Annotated in this window: 18 protein-coding genes; 3 read left to right on the forward strand and 15 right to left on the reverse strand. The window is 68.0% G+C overall.

What is annotated here, in order from left to right:
• Positions 1 to 23: 23 nt before the first annotated feature.
• The 9 genes from AB0E56_RS13220 to AB0E56_RS13260 all read right to left on the reverse strand — a co-directional run bounded on the left by AB0E56_RS13220 (position 24) and on the right by AB0E56_RS13260 (position 5384).
• Positions 24 to 1142, reverse strand: coding sequence for a hypothetical protein (locus tag AB0E56_RS13220; protein WP_359799570.1), 1119 nt, complete (start codon positions 1140 to 1142; stop codon positions 24 to 26).
• Entirely contained in the window at positions 1139 to 1417 is a 279-nt protein-coding gene (locus tag AB0E56_RS13225; RefSeq protein WP_359799573.1) for a hypothetical protein, read from the reverse strand. Before AB0E56_RS13225 ends, AB0E56_RS13220 begins: the two co-directional genes overlap by 4 nt.
• Complete coding sequence (locus tag AB0E56_RS13230; RefSeq protein ID WP_359799575.1) at positions 1414 to 2424, reverse strand: YqaJ viral recombinase family protein; 1011 nt, start codon at positions 2422 to 2424, stop codon at positions 1414 to 1416. Before AB0E56_RS13230 ends, AB0E56_RS13225 begins: the two co-directional genes overlap by 4 nt.
• Positions 2421 to 3557, reverse strand: a complete 1137-nt coding sequence (locus tag AB0E56_RS13235; protein ID WP_359799577.1) for a RusA family crossover junction endodeoxyribonuclease — start codon at positions 3555 to 3557, stop codon at positions 2421 to 2423. The genes AB0E56_RS13230 and AB0E56_RS13235 overlap by 4 nt, the downstream gene beginning before the upstream one ends.
• The gene (locus AB0E56_RS13240) at positions 3554 to 3730 is read right to left on the reverse strand and encodes a hypothetical protein (RefSeq protein ID WP_359799578.1); all 177 of its coding nucleotides are present in this window, start codon (positions 3728 to 3730) and stop codon (positions 3554 to 3556) included. Before AB0E56_RS13240 ends, AB0E56_RS13235 begins: the two co-directional genes overlap by 4 nt.
• Entirely contained in the window at positions 3727 to 4164 is a 438-nt protein-coding gene (locus AB0E56_RS13245) for a hypothetical protein (protein WP_359799580.1), read from the reverse strand. The genes AB0E56_RS13240 and AB0E56_RS13245 overlap by 4 nt, the downstream gene beginning before the upstream one ends.
• 154 nt (positions 4165 to 4318) lie before the next feature.
• Positions 4319 to 4879, reverse strand: a complete 561-nt coding sequence (locus AB0E56_RS13250) for an NUMOD4 motif-containing HNH endonuclease (protein ID WP_359799581.1) — start codon at positions 4877 to 4879, stop codon at positions 4319 to 4321.
• On the reverse strand, positions 4879 to 5136 hold the full coding sequence (locus AB0E56_RS13255; RefSeq protein WP_359799584.1) for a hypothetical protein: 258 nt from the start codon (positions 5134 to 5136) through the stop codon (positions 4879 to 4881). Before AB0E56_RS13255 ends, AB0E56_RS13250 begins: the two co-directional genes overlap by 1 nt.
• Positions 5133 to 5384, reverse strand: a complete 252-nt coding sequence (locus AB0E56_RS13260; protein ID WP_359799586.1) for a helix-turn-helix transcriptional regulator — start codon at positions 5382 to 5384, stop codon at positions 5133 to 5135. Before AB0E56_RS13260 ends, AB0E56_RS13255 begins: the two co-directional genes overlap by 4 nt.
• Before the next feature lie 110 nt (positions 5385 to 5494).
• On the opposite strand from AB0E56_RS13260, the gene AB0E56_RS13265 reads away from it, so the two are divergent.
• Entirely contained in the window at positions 5495 to 5791 is a 297-nt protein-coding gene (locus AB0E56_RS13265) for a hypothetical protein (RefSeq protein WP_359799588.1), read from the forward strand.
• A 133-nt stretch (positions 5792 to 5924) separates the two neighbouring features.
• Here AB0E56_RS13265 and AB0E56_RS13270 read toward each other — a convergent pair whose 3' ends face one another.
• Positions 5925 to 6158: a hypothetical protein gene (locus AB0E56_RS13270; RefSeq protein WP_359799590.1), complete on the reverse strand. Its 234-nt coding sequence runs from the start codon at positions 6156 to 6158 to the stop codon at positions 5925 to 5927.
• Between the two features lie 203 nt (positions 6159 to 6361).
• Here AB0E56_RS13270 and AB0E56_RS13275 point away from each other — a divergent pair, with 203 nt between their 5' ends.
• Together AB0E56_RS13275 and AB0E56_RS13280 are read left to right on the forward strand one after the other, a co-directional pair.
• Positions 6362 to 6856 carry a DUF1269 domain-containing protein gene (locus AB0E56_RS13275; protein ID WP_359799592.1) on the forward strand — a complete coding sequence of 165 codons (495 nt, stop codon included), beginning with the start codon at positions 6362 to 6364 and terminating at the stop codon, positions 6854 to 6856.
• Positions 6857 to 6860: 4 nt separating this feature from the next.
• Complete coding sequence (locus AB0E56_RS13280; protein ID WP_359799593.1) at positions 6861 to 8249, forward strand: DUF1254 domain-containing protein; 1389 nt, start codon at positions 6861 to 6863, stop codon at positions 8247 to 8249.
• A 23-nt stretch (positions 8250 to 8272) separates the two neighbouring features.
• On the opposite strand, the gene AB0E56_RS13285 is transcribed toward AB0E56_RS13280, so the two are convergent.
• The 5 genes from AB0E56_RS13285 to AB0E56_RS13305 form a co-directional block, all read right to left on the reverse strand.
• On the reverse strand, positions 8273 to 10435 hold the full coding sequence (locus AB0E56_RS13285) for a heavy metal translocating P-type ATPase (RefSeq protein ID WP_359799595.1): 2163 nt from the start codon (positions 10433 to 10435) through the stop codon (positions 8273 to 8275).
• Positions 10436 to 10502: 67 nt separating this feature from the next.
• Positions 10503 to 10763 (reverse strand): YHS domain-containing protein, encoded by a 261-nt coding sequence (locus tag AB0E56_RS13290; RefSeq protein ID WP_183152443.1) that lies wholly within the window; start codon positions 10761 to 10763, stop codon positions 10503 to 10505.
• Positions 10764 to 10783: 20 nt separating this feature from the next.
• Positions 10784 to 13117: a heavy metal translocating P-type ATPase gene (locus AB0E56_RS13295; protein ID WP_359799598.1), complete on the reverse strand. Its 2334-nt coding sequence runs from the start codon at positions 13115 to 13117 to the stop codon at positions 10784 to 10786.
• Between the two features lie 60 nt (positions 13118 to 13177).
• On the reverse strand, positions 13178 to 14143 hold the full coding sequence (locus AB0E56_RS13300; RefSeq protein WP_359799599.1) for a heavy-metal-associated domain-containing protein: 966 nt from the start codon (positions 14141 to 14143) through the stop codon (positions 13178 to 13180).
• Positions 14143 to 14352: a heavy-metal-associated domain-containing protein gene (locus tag AB0E56_RS13305; protein ID WP_183152442.1), complete on the reverse strand. Its 210-nt coding sequence runs from the start codon at positions 14350 to 14352 to the stop codon at positions 14143 to 14145. Before AB0E56_RS13305 ends, AB0E56_RS13300 begins: the two co-directional genes overlap by 1 nt.
• Positions 14353 to 14545 lie beyond the last annotated feature (193 nt).

The following is a 14545-nucleotide window of genomic DNA, read 5'->3' on the forward strand; positions in this document are numbered from 1 at the left end:
GTTCCGCCACGACAGCCGCGGGATCATGACTCGCCGTCCTTCGGGATGTCCGCGACCGGCCACGCGTCCGTCTGCACGGGCTGAGCGTCGGCGGGAAGTTCTCCGGCCGCGATCTTCGCCTTCACGGCCTGGATCAGAGCGGCGATCGTCAGCGCGCCTTGCGGCGTCGGCAGCTTCCACGCCGCGATCAGGTCGAGCGTCGACTGCTTGTGATCAGCACCGACTGTGAGGCCGAGCTCCTTCTCCTGAGTCGCGCGCTGATGGATGGCCTTCAGGTCGTCCAGATCGCGCACGGGCATGATCTCCTTCGCCCAGTCGATCGAGGCCACGGGAGCGGGCGTAGGAGCCTCCTCGCGGGGCGCTCCCGGCTCGGCCCCGCTTCGATCCGTCTGGACCGTGGCGTGCGTCCGGTCAGCCGTCCCATCGGCCACGCCGAGGTCGGTCCAGAGCCGGTCGACCGTGAACTCGGGGAACAGCTTCGGCTTGTCGAGCTGCACGCGAGCCGACTTCACACCCGTGATCAGGAACTGGCCGCGTTCGCGCATCTCGATGATCGCGGTTGCATCGAACGGGAGGGACTTGTGCCCCTGGATCTTCCACTCCTTCTGAGTGGTCGGCTGCCCGCCCTCCATGACCGCGACCGGGTCGAGGCGAGCAGTCAGGATTGCCGGGCCCTGGTGCGCACGTAGCGCGTCCATGACGGTCGACCACTGGTCCGCCGCGACGTTCCACAGATCCATCGAGATCGTGAAATCTCCGGCGGCGTTCTTCCGGCCCTTCGCTCTCCTGTTCGCGATCGCCTGCATGTTGTCGCCGATGAGGTTCCACAGACGCGTCATCGAATCGACGATGATCAGCGTCGGCTTCTCCCCCGCCGGCTCCGCGACTGCGGCCTGCACCGCGGCGAGGATGCCGGGGTAAGTGCCGTCATGGACGACGATCTCGAAGTCGGCGCCGGGGATGATCGAGTACTCGTCGGGGTCGTCCTCACCGATGCCGATGTACAGCGTGCGGCCGACCAGCGGCGATGCCGAGGCGGACACTGCGGCCCACGACTTCCCGGCCTTCTCGCGACCCGCGAGCAACAGGATCGGCCAGGACGGGAGCCCGGTCGGCTTCCTCGTTTTCAGTGCGGTGTTCATGCCTTCTGCTCCTGCTCCGCCGCGGTACGCGCGGCCTCAATGCGGTCGATGTCGAATGCGAACCGCCACTTGATCGAGTCCCGGGCCGCATCGCGCACCGCTTCGTGAAGCGGCAGCGAGCGGTCGAGCGTGGCCAAGAAGTCCTGCTGCGTCGACAGCGCGAGGCCGTTTGCGAGCACGTTCGACAGGAGATCGACGTACAGCTCGTAGTCCGCGAGCGGCTTCCCGGTGACTGCCGTCTCCGCCTGCTCTGTCTGGTTCTCTTGCGTGGTCATGACCTTGTCCCCTTACCTGCCGTGATGCGCGCCGACGCGGCACGCCCCTTGCCCTGCACGGGCTTCGTGCTGATAAACCCCTGTAGGTGCTCGTTCCACCTGGCCGTCACCGACTGCAGCTCCGCGAACAGCGCCTGCCCGAAGTGCGTCGCCCGCGCGGCGTCGTAGTCGATCTCCTCGACCTCGAGCGCCTCACCCGGCTTCTCCGCCGTGTACGTGATCCGTGCGAGCGGCGACTCCTGCGACTTCCCCGCCGCGACCACGGCCGCGTAGTGCTCGCGCTTCAGGTCGCCCCACCGCTTCTCCTCATCGATCGCGCGGAGGTAGTTCACGGCGTGCGTGTCCAGCTCCTCGTCGATGACAGGGGCGCCGTCCTCGCGCTGACGATCCAACTCCGCGAGGAACGCATCCGCGATCTCGATCAGCTCCGCAATCGCTGCGTCATCGCGTTCGATCCAGTCCTCAGCGAGCGGTCCCGGCACGAACCCGCCCTTCACCTGGATTCGCTGCTCCACGACGAACCGGCAGCGGACGGCGCCCGTGACGTGCATCACCCACTGCATCTGATGCACGTAGCCCTTCGCCTCCAGCTCCGGCGAACCCACCAGGAGCGGTGCGCCCGACGTCTTGATCTCCGAGACGATCAACGAGTCATCGAAGTCGACGCCGACCCCATCCGGGGAGGCGAGGTGACGGCTGTTGTGCTCGCCGTGGAACACCCGCGACTCCGGCTCGATACCGACACCGCGCAGCGCCTCAGCGATCACGACCTCACGGTCCCGACCCCAGCCGATGATCGGGATGCGCGACAGGTCACCCGGCTCCGGGGTACGCCCAAGCTTCATGTCGATGAGCGCCTGGGCGCGCACCTTCCCAGTTGCGAGGTCGCGGACCTCTGTCGCAGTGATGCCGGCCATGCGTTCCGCGATCCACCGGGGACGGTCCGTGTCGGGTGCCCCGGCGCGTGCCAGCAGGTCAGTGAGTGCCTGCGATTCCATGACGGTCATGCGGACACCTCGTATCCAGCGCCCATCAGCGCCTCGACGTGGTCAGCCGCGCCCTGGAATGACCCCGGAAGCTCACCCCAGTCGGCGATACTGCCGTCGGTGGCCGCCGGAAAGATGTATGTCTCTGCGCGGCCAGTGTCGAACGCGGAGCCGATCGCGGACACGACCACCAGCTCGTGCCCGACCAGAGGCGGATCGAGGCGGTACAGGCGCTGGACGCCGGTCGCGCCGTTCTGAGCGCTGACGTCCTTCACCAGCGTGGCCTTCTTCACAGCGCTCTCGACGGCCTTCCGTGATTCGCCCTCAGCGACGACGACCGTCGTAGCGGCCTTCACGAACGCGGAAATCATCTCGTCGTCGAGGTACGAGTCCTTGAACCCGCCACCCTCGACGAACGCCACCGCTTCACCGAGAGTCGGAAACCACCGGATGCCCCGCTCGAGGTCGTCCTGCAGCGCGTCGATGTCGGCCTGAGATGAGCACCCCTCGAGGGAGTCGCATCCGGAGCACGAACCCCAGCCGAACGTGAGGATGCCGTACCCCTGCTCCCCCTTCACCATGTACAGCGAGTCGCCCTGGTAGCTGCCCCATTCCGTCTCGGCGACCACCTCGCCGAACGTCTTCACGATGTCCGTGTAAGTGGGTGTGTTCTCGATCCAGCCGTACTCTCCAACCTTCACCGCGATGCGCTCAGTCACGCCGCCTTCTCCTTCGATTTCAATGAGCGGTGAGTCCGCTCTGCTGATGACGACGTGCACCCCGGGCGCATCGCCGTAGACCTTCTCGACGTGCAGGTCCGTGACCTGGCTGTCGTCCCTCCACACGCCCGCATCCGTGACCCCGTCCAGCAGGGCGCGCGCGAGCTTGTCCACGTCGGGCTTCACCGACGGCGCAGGCCGCTTCACCGACTTCGGCCGCTCGAACACGAACGTCGCCTCCACCCGCACGGCCACGTCCTCCAAACGCAGCCGGTCGAGCCACGACCCCCGCGCCACGCGCGTCACCTCGGCTCGCCACGGCTTCAACGCCTTCTTGTTCGCGTCCGTGAGCACTGCGCGCTTGCCGACGACGTAGGCCGTCTTCGACCCCTGAGGGACCGGGATGCCGGCGACGAAGAACGTCACGGCAGTCACAGCGTCACCCCGTAGGCCAGGCCCGCGAGGCAGAGGACGATGAGCGCGGCGCCCGTAATGAGGGTCGCCAGATAGCTCGCACGGCTCGGAATGAGGCGCGGCAGCTTCACCGGGGCTGTCACCGCGGGGATGCTCTCAGCGAGCTTCGCGGGAGGCTGCTTCGACGCGCTCACGATGCGTCCTCCGGCCAGACACGGCGAGCGGCCACGACGTTCGAGCTGTCCTCGATGTCGAAGTACGCTCCGCCCTGCGAGACGCCGGCTCTTCCTCCGACTGCACGGTCCTCATGGACGAACACCGTGTGCTCACTGCCGTCGTCGATCGTCAGCTCCCACACCTCGCCAGCCTTCGCCCCCGCAGCCTTCCGCTCCGGGTGAGCCTCGAAGTAGGCGCGACCGACACGATGCGCGAGATCGACATCCTCCGACGCATCCCTGACCCGCTCGTTGAACCAGAAGCGATCGAGCGTGCGCTCGTTGACAACGACGACCGTGCGGCCATCAGCCGTATGCAGACCCTCGCGCGCTACCCAGTCCAGGTCAGTCGGGCACCGCCACCGCCCAAGATCCTCGTCACGCTTGCCGAGGAAGTACTCCTCGGCATCCATCGCCGTCCTCGGCGCGAGATACCCGTGTGATCCCTGGAACGTGAGCGTCCCGTCCTCCAACGGCTTGATCGTTCTGCCACTTCTTGCCCACCATTCAGGCGCGCCAAATACTGCTGTACTCATGGGTCCCTATCCCTTATGTGAGTCGATACGTTCAGTTGGTCTGGGCAGAGATCGCCCGATACTTCTGCTCGCGGAGCTGCTGAGTTACCTCGCAGCGGTGATCCCGCGCGTACGTCCTGGCGCGAGCACAAGCCAGGCAGCGCCGCCGCCCCGCCCGCATCTCGCTCGCGACAAGATTGGGTTCCGCAAGAGGGTGACCGTGCGGGCAGTGTGTTCGTCGGGTCGCCGCATGCGTCCCGTGCGAGATCGAATCAGCCATGTTGGCCGAGTGAGTGTCCCAGCGCAGATTCACGAGCCGAGCATCGCCGCGGTTCCCGTTGCCGTGGCATGCCTCCATCCCCGCCGGCCGGGGGCCGACGAAAGCCTCGAGCACCAGGTGATGCACCAGCCTCGCCGATCGTCCGCTCGCGGATCGGAGGTCAACCGCCGGGTACCCGTGAGATCCCTTGGTCGGGTTCATCAGTTTCGGTTCGTAGTCACGCTCTCTGCCGAGCGAATCGCGGCCACGCCATCCCAGGCTGCGAACGCGCCCCATGTTGCTCACTTCATATCGGGCCTCGTGCCCGACCACGGGCTTCCATGTCTCGTCCATCACGACTCCCAAAACTGACGTCGGTGGGCGCCGATCGCCCAGATGAACACGGCGAAGAAGATCGTGCCGAGGAGCGTCACGCCGTTGACGGTCCACGTGAAGAAGGTGATGCCAAGACAGACGAGGGTCAGCCAGAGAGTCGCCATCCCGATAGCCACTCGTGCGGATCCGGTGGCCGGCGCATCCGTCCCCACGGTGCGCCGGTCCACCTCCGCCCCGTCCCCAGGAGGCACCCGGACCCCAGCCCGGGAGATCATGCGGCGTCCTCGTCGGCCAGCTCTTCCACGGAAGGGAAGAACCGCTCGATGCGGACGCGCATCGCGAGAGCGAGCGCCAAGATCTCGTCCGCCTTGAAAGACGTCCTGCCCGCGTAACGGTCAACGAGAGCAGTTCGAGAGATGCCGGCAGCCATGGCCGTGCGCTCCTGGGTGTACCCTTTTTCGGCGGCCACACCGCGCACCTTGTCAGGAATTCCGATTACCTGGTTCGTCATGTCGGCAAGCATGCGCGGAATTCCGTTCACTTGCAAGACGCATGTTCGGTGTGTTGCCAGATTGTCGGCACCCCTGTGCGGGGTGCTTGCCATATTGACCGGAAATCTGTACAGTCACTGACATGAGCATTCAGAGCAACGTGACCCCTCTTCGGAACGCAGCACGCGATCTTCGCCGCGCCCGTGGTGAGTTCGTCGAGGCCCTCATCAAGGCTGACGACCGCTCGAACCGGTATGTGGCGCTTCAGATCGGCCTCAACCCCACGTCAATGGGTGAGCGCCTGCGCGGCAAGTCGCCCTTCCTCGCCGACGAGCTGGAGAACATCGCGCGAGTCCTGAAGATGGATCCGATCGACTTCTACAGCCGATACATCTCGGTAACTGCCGACGGCACAGACCCCCGAACGTTGGTACCGTAGGTCGCAGGTTCGACTCCTGTCGGGGGCACATCGGGTTTTCGTACGCTGACGGTTCGTGAACACGTCAGCGAGACCCTCCACCACGAGAAAAGCCGCCTGGTGTCAGGCGGCTTTTCTCGTCGGTGCGCGGCCTTCACCTGTCGCGGAGACTCCGGCGGAGCGAACGGACCTTCAGGGCCTGCCAGACGAGCAGCGCCGCCGACCCTGCCACGATCATTCCGATGACCGTCCATTGCAGGGCCGAGTGCGCGATACCCGAGGTCAGCGTCTGCAGCAGGAGACCGACGATGAACACGAAGAGCAGCGCGGCGAGCGCCAGCCTCCGCCACTCCCGCCGGTATCGCCGCCGTCCACCGCGCTCGACCATGTCGTGAAGACTACGCGAGCATCCCGCGGTGATCGCCCTTCGATTCATCGACCGCAGCACCTCAGCCAACCTCCCCCGGGTGATTTCCCTCCCCTCCCGCTGGATCAGGACACAGGCGTGGGTAGCCTGACTCGACGGAGGCACGGCGCTTCCGCCCACGACGGCTGCGGCGGCTCGTCTCAGCCCAGAGAAGGGAAGAGCTCATGGCCGAACTGATCATCATCTCCTACGATTCCGAGACGCAGGCGGAAGGCGCGTACGAGCAGATCCAGTCACTGCAGAACGACCTGGTCGTCGAGCTGGCGGGTCTCGCGCTCGTCAAGGTCGATCAGAACGGCAAGACGAAGGTCGAGTATCCCGGGGCCGCGGCCAACGTCGGCGTCGGTGCGGTCGGGGGCGCGCTCTTCGGGATGCTGATCGGTCTGCTGTTCTTCATCCCCGTCGCCGGTCTGCTGTTCGGCGGCCTCTTCGGCGCACTGTTCGCCGGACTGGACAAGACCGGAATCGACGCGGAGTTCCGCGACCGAGTGAAGAGCACCGTCTCCGCCGGCAAGTCCGCGGTCGTCGTATATGCGACCAAGATCACGCAGGACAAGTTCGCCGCGGCGCTCGCACCCTACGAGGGCACGGTCGTGCAGACGTCGCTCTCGGCCGAGGAGGAGGCGGAGCTCATCCACGAGCTCGGCGGAGCGAAGTGATCTGATGGGAATCGACCTTCCCGGCCGGCTCGCCGAGGCGCGCATGGACGGGGATCTTCCCGCGCGCGCCGACATCTCGCTGATCTTCGACGAGCTGGATCATCAGCTCGCCTGCCAGGCCTATCTCTGGGCACTGCCCCTCGTGTCGTACGCACAGTGGAAGACCCAGCACTACGACGTGTTCGGTGCGACGAGCAGCGACCTCGTCCGCTATGTCAGCTATCGCGATCGACTCGGCCTGATCACCGCCAACGCCACGACGCCGTACATCCTGAACTTCTTCGACCTGTCGGAGACGGGCCCGCTCGTCATCGAGTTGCCGCCGGGCCCGACAGCCGGCGGTGTCTCGGACTTCTGGCAGCGCGAGTTCGGTGCGATGGGCGAGATGGGTCCCGACCGGGGTGAAGGAGGAAAGTACCTCGTCCTCGCCCCCGGCGTCGATCAAACCCCGGAGCTGAGCAGCGACTACCGCGTGCTGCGCTCCTCCGGCGTCAACATCATGTTCGGCTTCCGGACCCTGGATCCCGACCCTGAGCGGTCGGACGCGCTCGTCCGGGCCGTGCGCATCTACCCGCATGCGGATCGGGCGCACCCCTCACCGACGCGGATCGTGTCGCCGGAGGGGCGCCCCTGGAGCGGGGATCAGCCTCGAGGTCTCGAGTACTGGCGTCGCCTGCACCAGATCTACCAGTCGGAGGTCGTCGACGAACGGGACCGCTTCTACCTCGCCATGCTCAGGCAGCTGGGGATCGAGAAAGGCCGACCGTTCGCGCCCGATGCCCGCCTCACGCGCATCCTCGAGCAGGGGGCCGCCGCCGGCGAGCTCATGGCTCGGGCCAATACGTTCGCGAAGCGATTCGCGCAGGGCACGTACTGGCCGGACCGAGCGTGGGAGCTCGCGATCGTGCTCGACAACACCGCGCAGCGCGGCGACGGCTACGACGAACTGCTCGAGCGCGCGTCCTGGTTCTACGAGGCGGTGTCGTTCGCAGAAGCGATGAAGAGCACGACACCCGGCGTCGGTCAGGCGTACCTGGGGTCGTACACGGACGGTGCCGGCGACTGGCTCGACGGCGGCAGGGACTACACCCTGCACGTCCCCGCCGACGTCCCGGCGAAGCTCTTCTGGTCCGCGACGGTGTACGACGCCACGACACGCTGTCTGATCGACAACCCTCAGCAGCGCGGCGACCGCGGCTCGCGAGATGACGTCGTCCTCAACGCCGACGGTTCGGCGGACCTGTATTTCGGGCCGACGGAACCTCCGGAGGGGGAACGCAACTGGGTGCAGACCCTTCCGGGGAAGCACTGGTTCTCGTACTTCCGCCTGTACGGTCCGCTTGAGCCGTACTTCGACCGCAGCTGGAAGCTCGGAGACATCACCCCGCGCTGACGTTCAGGACGACACGCGCGACCTCAGCGGTCGAGGATCGCGCGTGTCGTGACCTCCGGCCGGAGGTCCAACCGACGCAGCAGCTGGGCGTTGAGCGCGACGACGATGGTCGACAACGACATGAGGATCGCCCCCACCGACATCGGCAGCACGAACCCGATGGGCGCGAGCACGCCCGCGGCGAGCGGTACGGACAGCAGGTTGTAACCGGCCGCCCACCACAGGTTCTGCCGCATCTTCCGATAGGCGGCCCTCGAGAGCTCGATCACCGAGAGCACCGAGCGCGGGTCGTCGCCGGCGAGGATGACCCCGGCCGAGGCGATCGCCACGTCGGTGCCAGCGCCGATGGCCAGGCCCACGTCGGCCTGCGCCAGAGCGGGGGCGTCGTTCACGCCGTCTCCGACCATCGCGACCTTGCGCCCTTCGCGCTGCAGCTCCTGCACCTTCGCTGCCTTGTCCTCCGGCCGCACACCCGCGAACACCCTGTCGATGCCGAGATCCGCGGCGACGGTGTGCGCGACCGCTTCGGCGTCGCCCGTGATCATGACGACCTGGACGCCGAGAGCGTGCAGCGCGTCGACCGCCTCCCGCGACTCGGGACGGACCTCGTCGGCGAGCTTGAGCGCACCGATGACCCGACCGTCTTGGAGGACGTGCAGGATGATCGCGCCATCCGCGCGCCAGGCTTCGGCGACAGCGAGTTCTTCGACGCCCTCCTCGGCCAGCAGGCGCGGACCACCGACGCGAACCGTCGTGTCCTCGACCACCGCTGTGACGCCCACGGCAGGGGACGAGGTGAAGTCGCGGCTCTCCGGTACGGAGGGTCGCCGGTCGGCAGCCGCCCGCACGATCGCCTTCGCCAGGGGATGCTCACTGTCAGCCTCGGCAGCGGCGGCGAGCGCGAGCACCGCGTCGGCGTCGTGCCCCTCGACGACGGACACCTCCGACACGACCGGCTCTCCCCTGGTGAGCGTGCCGGTCTTGTCGAACAGCACGGTGTCGACGGTGCGCATGCTCTCCAGCGCCAGCCGATCCTTGACCAGCACGCCTCCCCGCGCGGCCCGCTCCGTCGCGATGGAGACGACGAGGGGGATGGCGAGTCCGAGCGCGTGCGGGCAGGCGATGACGAGCACCGTGATGGTGCGGATGACGGCGTCGTCCGGCAGGCCGACCAGCGTCCACACGATCGCGGTGATCGCGGCGGCGCCGAGCGCGAACCAGAACAGCCAACCGGCAGCCGTGTCGGCGAGGCGTTGTGCTCGCGACGACGAGTTCTGCGCCTCCGTGACCAGACGCTGGATTCCGGCGAGTGTGGTGTCGTCACCGGTCGCGGTGATCTCGACGCGCAATCCGGAGTCCGTCGCGACGGTACCGGCGGTGACGGGGTCTCCGACGCCGCGGGAGACCGTGCGCGACTCCCCCGTCACCATCGACTCGTCCATCGAGGCGCGACCGTCGACGATCCGGCCGTCCGCGGGGATGCTCCCACCGGGGCGCACGACGACGACGTCGCCGACGGCGAGATCGGCGGGCGCCACGACCACGACCTGCCCGTCCTCCACGCGCTCGGCCTCATCAGGGAGGAGAGCCGCGAGGGAATCCAGTGCCGAGGTCGTCTGCGCCAGCGAACGCATCTCGATCCAATGCCCGAGCAGCATGATCACGATCAGCAGCGCCAGCTCCCACCAGAAGTCGAGCTCGTGATGCAGGACGCCGAGGCTCGCACCCCACGACGCCAGGAAGGCGACCGTGATGGCGAGGCCGATCAGCAGCATCATCCCGGGCTTGCGCCCGCGGATCTCGCTCACCGCGCCGACGAGGAAGGGCTTCCCTCCCCACACGTACATGACGGTTCCGAGGATCGGCGACACCCAGCGGAGGCCGGGGACATCGGGGAGCGGGTACCCGAGGATCATCGCGAACATTCCCGACAGCGCGACGGTCGGCACGGCGAGTACGAGCATGATCCAGAAGAGGCGCCGGAACTGGGCGACGTGGTCGCCGTGACCCGCGTGCCCACTGTGTCCGGCATGATCGGCGTGACCGCCGTGCTCGCTGTGGCCGTCGTGTCCGGCGTGACCGGTGTGGTCGGCAGCGGTGCTGTGTCCGTGATCCGCGCTGTGCTCGGCGCCGTGCGGGGATCCGTGGTGGGTATCGTGCGCGTGCTCGGGATGCGAGGTGCTCATGAACCTCTCCTCTTCGGGAAGATGGTGGTCGGGGCCGGCACGTGGCCGACCCCGAGCGGGGAAACGATCAGGCTGCTGCGGTGTACTTCGCGGGGTCGGCGTCGAACGCCGGTCCGCACCCTGCACAGCAGAAGTAGTAACGCGTGCCCTCCCAATCGCGGAAGAGTCCTGCGGCTTCCGCGTCGGCGATGACGACGGGGCTGCCGACCATCACCGGGCACTCTGCCATGCCGGCGGCCGGTGGCGCGAGCAGATCCTTGCGTCCTGCCGGTGCGACGGCACGGCGGGTGTCGATGCTGCAGCACGATGCTGCCGGGGAATCGGACATGTCGTTCTCCTCTTTCGTTCTCAGATGATCTCCGCGGAAGCGGTCTGCGGTGCGCGCTCGCGCGGCGCCGCCGCCTCCGCCGGGGAGGGATCCGCCGCCTCGCTCCGGAAGGACCGCAGGCGGAGGCTGTTGCCGACCACGAAGACGCTCGAGAACGCCATCGCCGCACCGGCGAGCATGGGGTTGAGCAGTCCGAGAGCCGCGAGCGGGATCGCGGCCACGTTGTACGCGAACGCCCAGAACAGGTTGCCCTTGATCGTGCCGAGGGTCTTGCGGGAGAGACGGATCGCATCGGCCGCACTGCGCAGATCGCCGCGGACGAGCGTGATGTCGCCGGCCTCGATCGCGACGTCGGTTCCGGTACCCATCGCCAGCCCGAGGTCGGCCTGCGCCAGAGCGGCCGCGTCGTTCACGCCGTCGCCGACCATCGCGACGACCCTCCCCTCGCTCTGGAGCCTGGTGACGACGTCGACCTTCTCCTTCGGCAGCACCTCGGCGATGACCTCGGCGATGCCGACCTCGGCGACGATCTGCTGCGCGACGGCGCGGTTGTCCCCCGTCAGCAGGAGGGGTGTGAGCCCCAGCCTCTTCAGCTGCGCGATGGCCTGAGCACTGGTGGGCTTGACCGTGTCGGCCACCACCAGCACGCCGCGGGCCTCGCCGTCCCAACCGACGGCGATCGCGGTCTCTCCCCGTCGCTCGGCCTCGGACTTCGCGGCGGCGAGCGCGGCGGGAAGGTGCTGCGACCACTCGGCGAGCAGCGAGTCCCGACCGACCAGGACCGCGTGTCCGTCGACGATGCCCTGCACACCGCGACCCTCGATGGCGGCGAAGCCCTCGACGACGGGCAGCGTTCCGGACTCCCGCGTCGCTGCCGCCGCGACGGCCTGTGCGATGGGGTGCTCCGAGGCGTCTTCCACGGCTCCGGCGAGCCTGAGCAGCTCGCCCCGGTCGACACCCTCTGCCGTGTGCACGGCGGTGAGCGCCATCCGGCCCGACGTGACGGTGCCGGTCTTATCCAGCACGACCGTGTCGACCTTGCGGGTGGATTCGAGGATCTCCGGCCCCTTGATGAGGATGCCCATCTGGGCGCCGCGTCCCGTTCCCACGAGCAGGGCGGTGGGGGTGGCGAGTCCGAGGGCGCAGGGGCAGGCGATGATGAGCACCGCGACAGCGGCCGTGAAGGCGGCAGAGACGGGGAACCCTGCGCCGAGCCAGGCACCGAGCGTTGCGACAGCGATGGCGATCACGATGGGAACGAAGATCCCCGAGACGCGGTCCGCCAGCCGCTGCACTTCGGCCTTACCTGTCTGGGCGTCTTCGACGAGCCTGGCCATCTGTGCGAGCTGGGTGTCGGATCCCACGCGTGTGGCCCGCACGACCAGCCGTCCCCCGGCGTTGACGGTCGCCCCGGTGACGGTGTCTCCCTCGCCGACCTCGACAGGGACCGACTCGCCGGTGAGCATCGACGCGTCGACCGCCGAGGTCCCGGAGACGACGACCCCATCCGTGGCGATCTTCTCACCGGGGCGGACGACGAACTCGTTCCCGACCGCCAGGTCCGCAGTGGGGATCCGCACCTCGACACCGTCGCGGAGCACGGAGACGTCTTTCGCTCCGAGTTCCAGCAGGGCGCGCAGCGCCGCTCCGGCCTGACGCTTGGACCGTTTCTCGAAGTACCGCCCGGCGAGGATGAACGTGGTCACGCCGGCACCGACCTCGAGGTAGATGTTGGCGGCGCCGTCGCTGGGAGCCACGGTCAGCTCGAAGGGGTGCGTCATGCCGGGAACGCCCGCGGTGCCGAAGAACAGCGCGTACAGGGACCACAGCAGCGCGGCGAGCGTGCCCATCGAGATGAGGGTGTCCATGGTCGCGGCACCGTGTCGGAGGTTCATCCACGCCGCCCTGTGGAACGGCCACGCCGCCCACACGATGACCGGGCCGGCGAGCGCGAGCGAGAGCCATTGCCAGGAGGTGAACTGCAGCGCGGGGATCATCGCCATCGCGACGACCGGGACGGTGAGCACGATCGAGGCGACGAGCCGGTGCTTCAGACTCGTCAGCTCCGGGTCGGACGCCTCGTCGGCGTCACCCTGAACCGCGGTCTTCTCGGGCTTGGGGAGGGCGGCGGTGTACCCGGTCTTCTCGACCTCGGCGATGAGCAGTGCGGGGTCGAACCCGTCGGGTGCCGTCACCTTGGCCTTCTCCGTCGCGTAGTTCACGGTCGCCGTGACGCCGTCGATCCGGTTGAGCTTCTTCTCGATGCGCATCGCGCACGACGCGCAGGTCATGCCGCCGATGTCCAGCTCCATGCTCGTGCCTGCCGCGGGGGCTGCGGACCGTGTGTCCGTCATGATGTCTCCTCGTTCTGTGCCGTTCGCGCCGGATGGCGCATGACGCGCGGTGTCGGTGGGTCAGTGTCCGCCGTGGTCGTCGTCGCCGGAGTCGTCGTCGCCGGAGTCGTCTGCGGCGGCGTCTCCCGGTGCGGCGTCCAGGACGAACTCGGCCGTGTGCACGGCGCCGTCCACCTGGAAGTCCAGATACAGCAGGTAGCGGCCGGCGGTCGGGGTCTGTGCGGTGAAGACCACCGCGGGTCCTGCCAGGTCACCGGGCTGCGGCTCGTCGCCGTGCGCATGGACGTGGAGGTAGGCGAGGTCACCCTCGCGCAGGGCCACCAGATGGCCGAAAGCGCCCAGGTAGGGTTCGAGAGTCGTCACCGGCGCGCCGTCGCGGGCGACCTCGACGGTCAGCTCGCTTCCCGTGCCTGCAACCAGCGCGCCGTTGATCGTCACATCGAATCCGGCGACGCGCGCCGAGGTCTGTGTCGCCGTGGGGGCGTCGGGCACCACGGCGCCCGCGACGTCGACGGTGCGGGAGAGCGTCACACTGTTCCCACCGTCGGCGGTGAAGTCCGCGTAGACGCGGTAGGTGCCGGCGGCATCCCAGGTCCACGGCAGCGACCAGGTGCCCGTCTTCGGGTCGAGCGCGGGGTGCACGTGCCGGTAGTGGCTGCCGTCGCTGCGCACGACGATGAGGTGGAGCTGTTTGCCGTGCGCCGTCTCGTATCGGGTGACCGGTTCGCCGGTGGCGTCGCGGATGTCGAAGGACAGCTCGCCCTCCGCGTCGATCTCCCCCGGCGCGCTGACCGGGCCGATGGCGTATCCGGATGCGGCGATCGTGACTCCGCTCACTTCGGTCTCCTTCTGCTCGTCTGCCCCCGCGTGCTCCGCGGACTCGTCTGCCGCATGCCCCGCGGGTCCTCGCTCCGCCCAGAACGCCACGGCGTCGGCCGGGACGAGGGCACCCGACGCCGCGAACGCGGCGCCGAACACCACCACCAGCCCCGCGCCGTAGACGCCGAGACGACCCGCCGTGTTCATCAGGCTCGCACCGCCTGGTACCCCGCTTCGTCGACCGCCGCGAGGATCGCCGCATCGTCGACGGGCTCTGCGCTGGTGACGACGAGCCTGCCCGTCTGCGCACTAACCTCGATCGCGTCGATGCCGGGGATCTGGCCGACTTCCCCGCGGATGGCTACCTCGCAGTGACCGCAGCTCATTCCGGTGACCTGGTATTCGCTCGTGCTCATGACGTTCCTCTCCTCGATTCGGGATACCCCCATGGGGTACTCCTTCGACATAACCCTATACCCACCGAGGGTATTCCAGCCACCGGGAACGCCGGGTTTTTCCGGGTAGCGTGCCTCACCCTCCGGGGATGACGGATGCGCGTGCCGCCCGACGCCCGATGTCAACATGGAGGGGCTGGCGACCACCGAGCGA

The sequence above is a fragment of the Microbacterium sp. NPDC028030 genome (assembly GCF_040637855.1).
In the GTDB taxonomy this organism is placed as follows: domain Bacteria; phylum Actinomycetota; class Actinomycetes; order Actinomycetales; family Microbacteriaceae; genus Microbacterium.

Excerpts from the sequence above, each read along its gene's own strand:
- AB0E56_RS13220 (WP_359799570.1), bottom strand. The coding sequence starts at position 1,142 with ATGAACACCGCACTGAAAACGAGGAAGCCGACCGGGCTCCCGTCCTGG.
- AB0E56_RS13225 (WP_359799573.1), bottom strand. The coding sequence starts at position 1,417 with ATGACCACGCAAGAGAACCAGACAGAGCAGGCGGAGACGGCAGTCACC.
- AB0E56_RS13230 (WP_359799575.1), bottom strand. The coding sequence starts at position 2,424 with ATGACCGTCATGGAATCGCAGGCACTCACTGACCTGCTGGCACGCGCC.
- AB0E56_RS13245 (WP_359799580.1), bottom strand. The coding sequence starts at position 4,164 with ATGGATGCCGAGGAGTACTTCCTCGGCAAGCGTGACGAGGATCTTGGG.
- AB0E56_RS13250 (WP_359799581.1), bottom strand. The coding sequence starts at position 4,879 with ATGGACGAGACATGGAAGCCCGTGGTCGGGCACGAGGCCCGATATGAA.
- AB0E56_RS13255 (WP_359799584.1), bottom strand. The coding sequence starts at position 5,136 with ATGATCTCCCGGGCTGGGGTCCGGGTGCCTCCTGGGGACGGGGCGGAG.
- AB0E56_RS13260 (WP_359799586.1), bottom strand. The coding sequence starts at position 5,384 with ATGCTTGCCGACATGACGAACCAGGTAATCGGAATTCCTGACAAGGTG.
- AB0E56_RS13265 (WP_359799588.1), top strand. The coding sequence starts at position 5,495 with ATGAGCATTCAGAGCAACGTGACCCCTCTTCGGAACGCAGCACGCGAT.
- AB0E56_RS13270 (WP_359799590.1), bottom strand. The coding sequence starts at position 6,158 with ATGGTCGAGCGCGGTGGACGGCGGCGATACCGGCGGGAGTGGCGGAGG.
- AB0E56_RS13275 (WP_359799592.1), top strand. The coding sequence starts at position 6,362 with ATGGCCGAACTGATCATCATCTCCTACGATTCCGAGACGCAGGCGGAA.
- AB0E56_RS13280 (WP_359799593.1), top strand. The coding sequence starts at position 6,861 with ATGGGAATCGACCTTCCCGGCCGGCTCGCCGAGGCGCGCATGGACGGG.
- AB0E56_RS13285 (WP_359799595.1), bottom strand. The coding sequence starts at position 10,435 with ATGAGCACCTCGCATCCCGAGCACGCGCACGATACCCACCACGGATCC.
- AB0E56_RS13290 (WP_183152443.1), bottom strand. The coding sequence starts at position 10,763 with ATGTCCGATTCCCCGGCAGCATCGTGCTGCAGCATCGACACCCGCCGT.
- AB0E56_RS13295 (WP_359799598.1), bottom strand. The coding sequence starts at position 13,117 with ATGACGGACACACGGTCCGCAGCCCCCGCGGCAGGCACGAGCATGGAG.
- AB0E56_RS13300 (WP_359799599.1), bottom strand. The coding sequence starts at position 14,143 with ATGAACACGGCGGGTCGTCTCGGCGTCTACGGCGCGGGGCTGGTGGTG.
- AB0E56_RS13305 (WP_183152442.1), bottom strand. The coding sequence starts at position 14,352 with ATGAGCACGAGCGAATACCAGGTCACCGGAATGAGCTGCGGTCACTGC.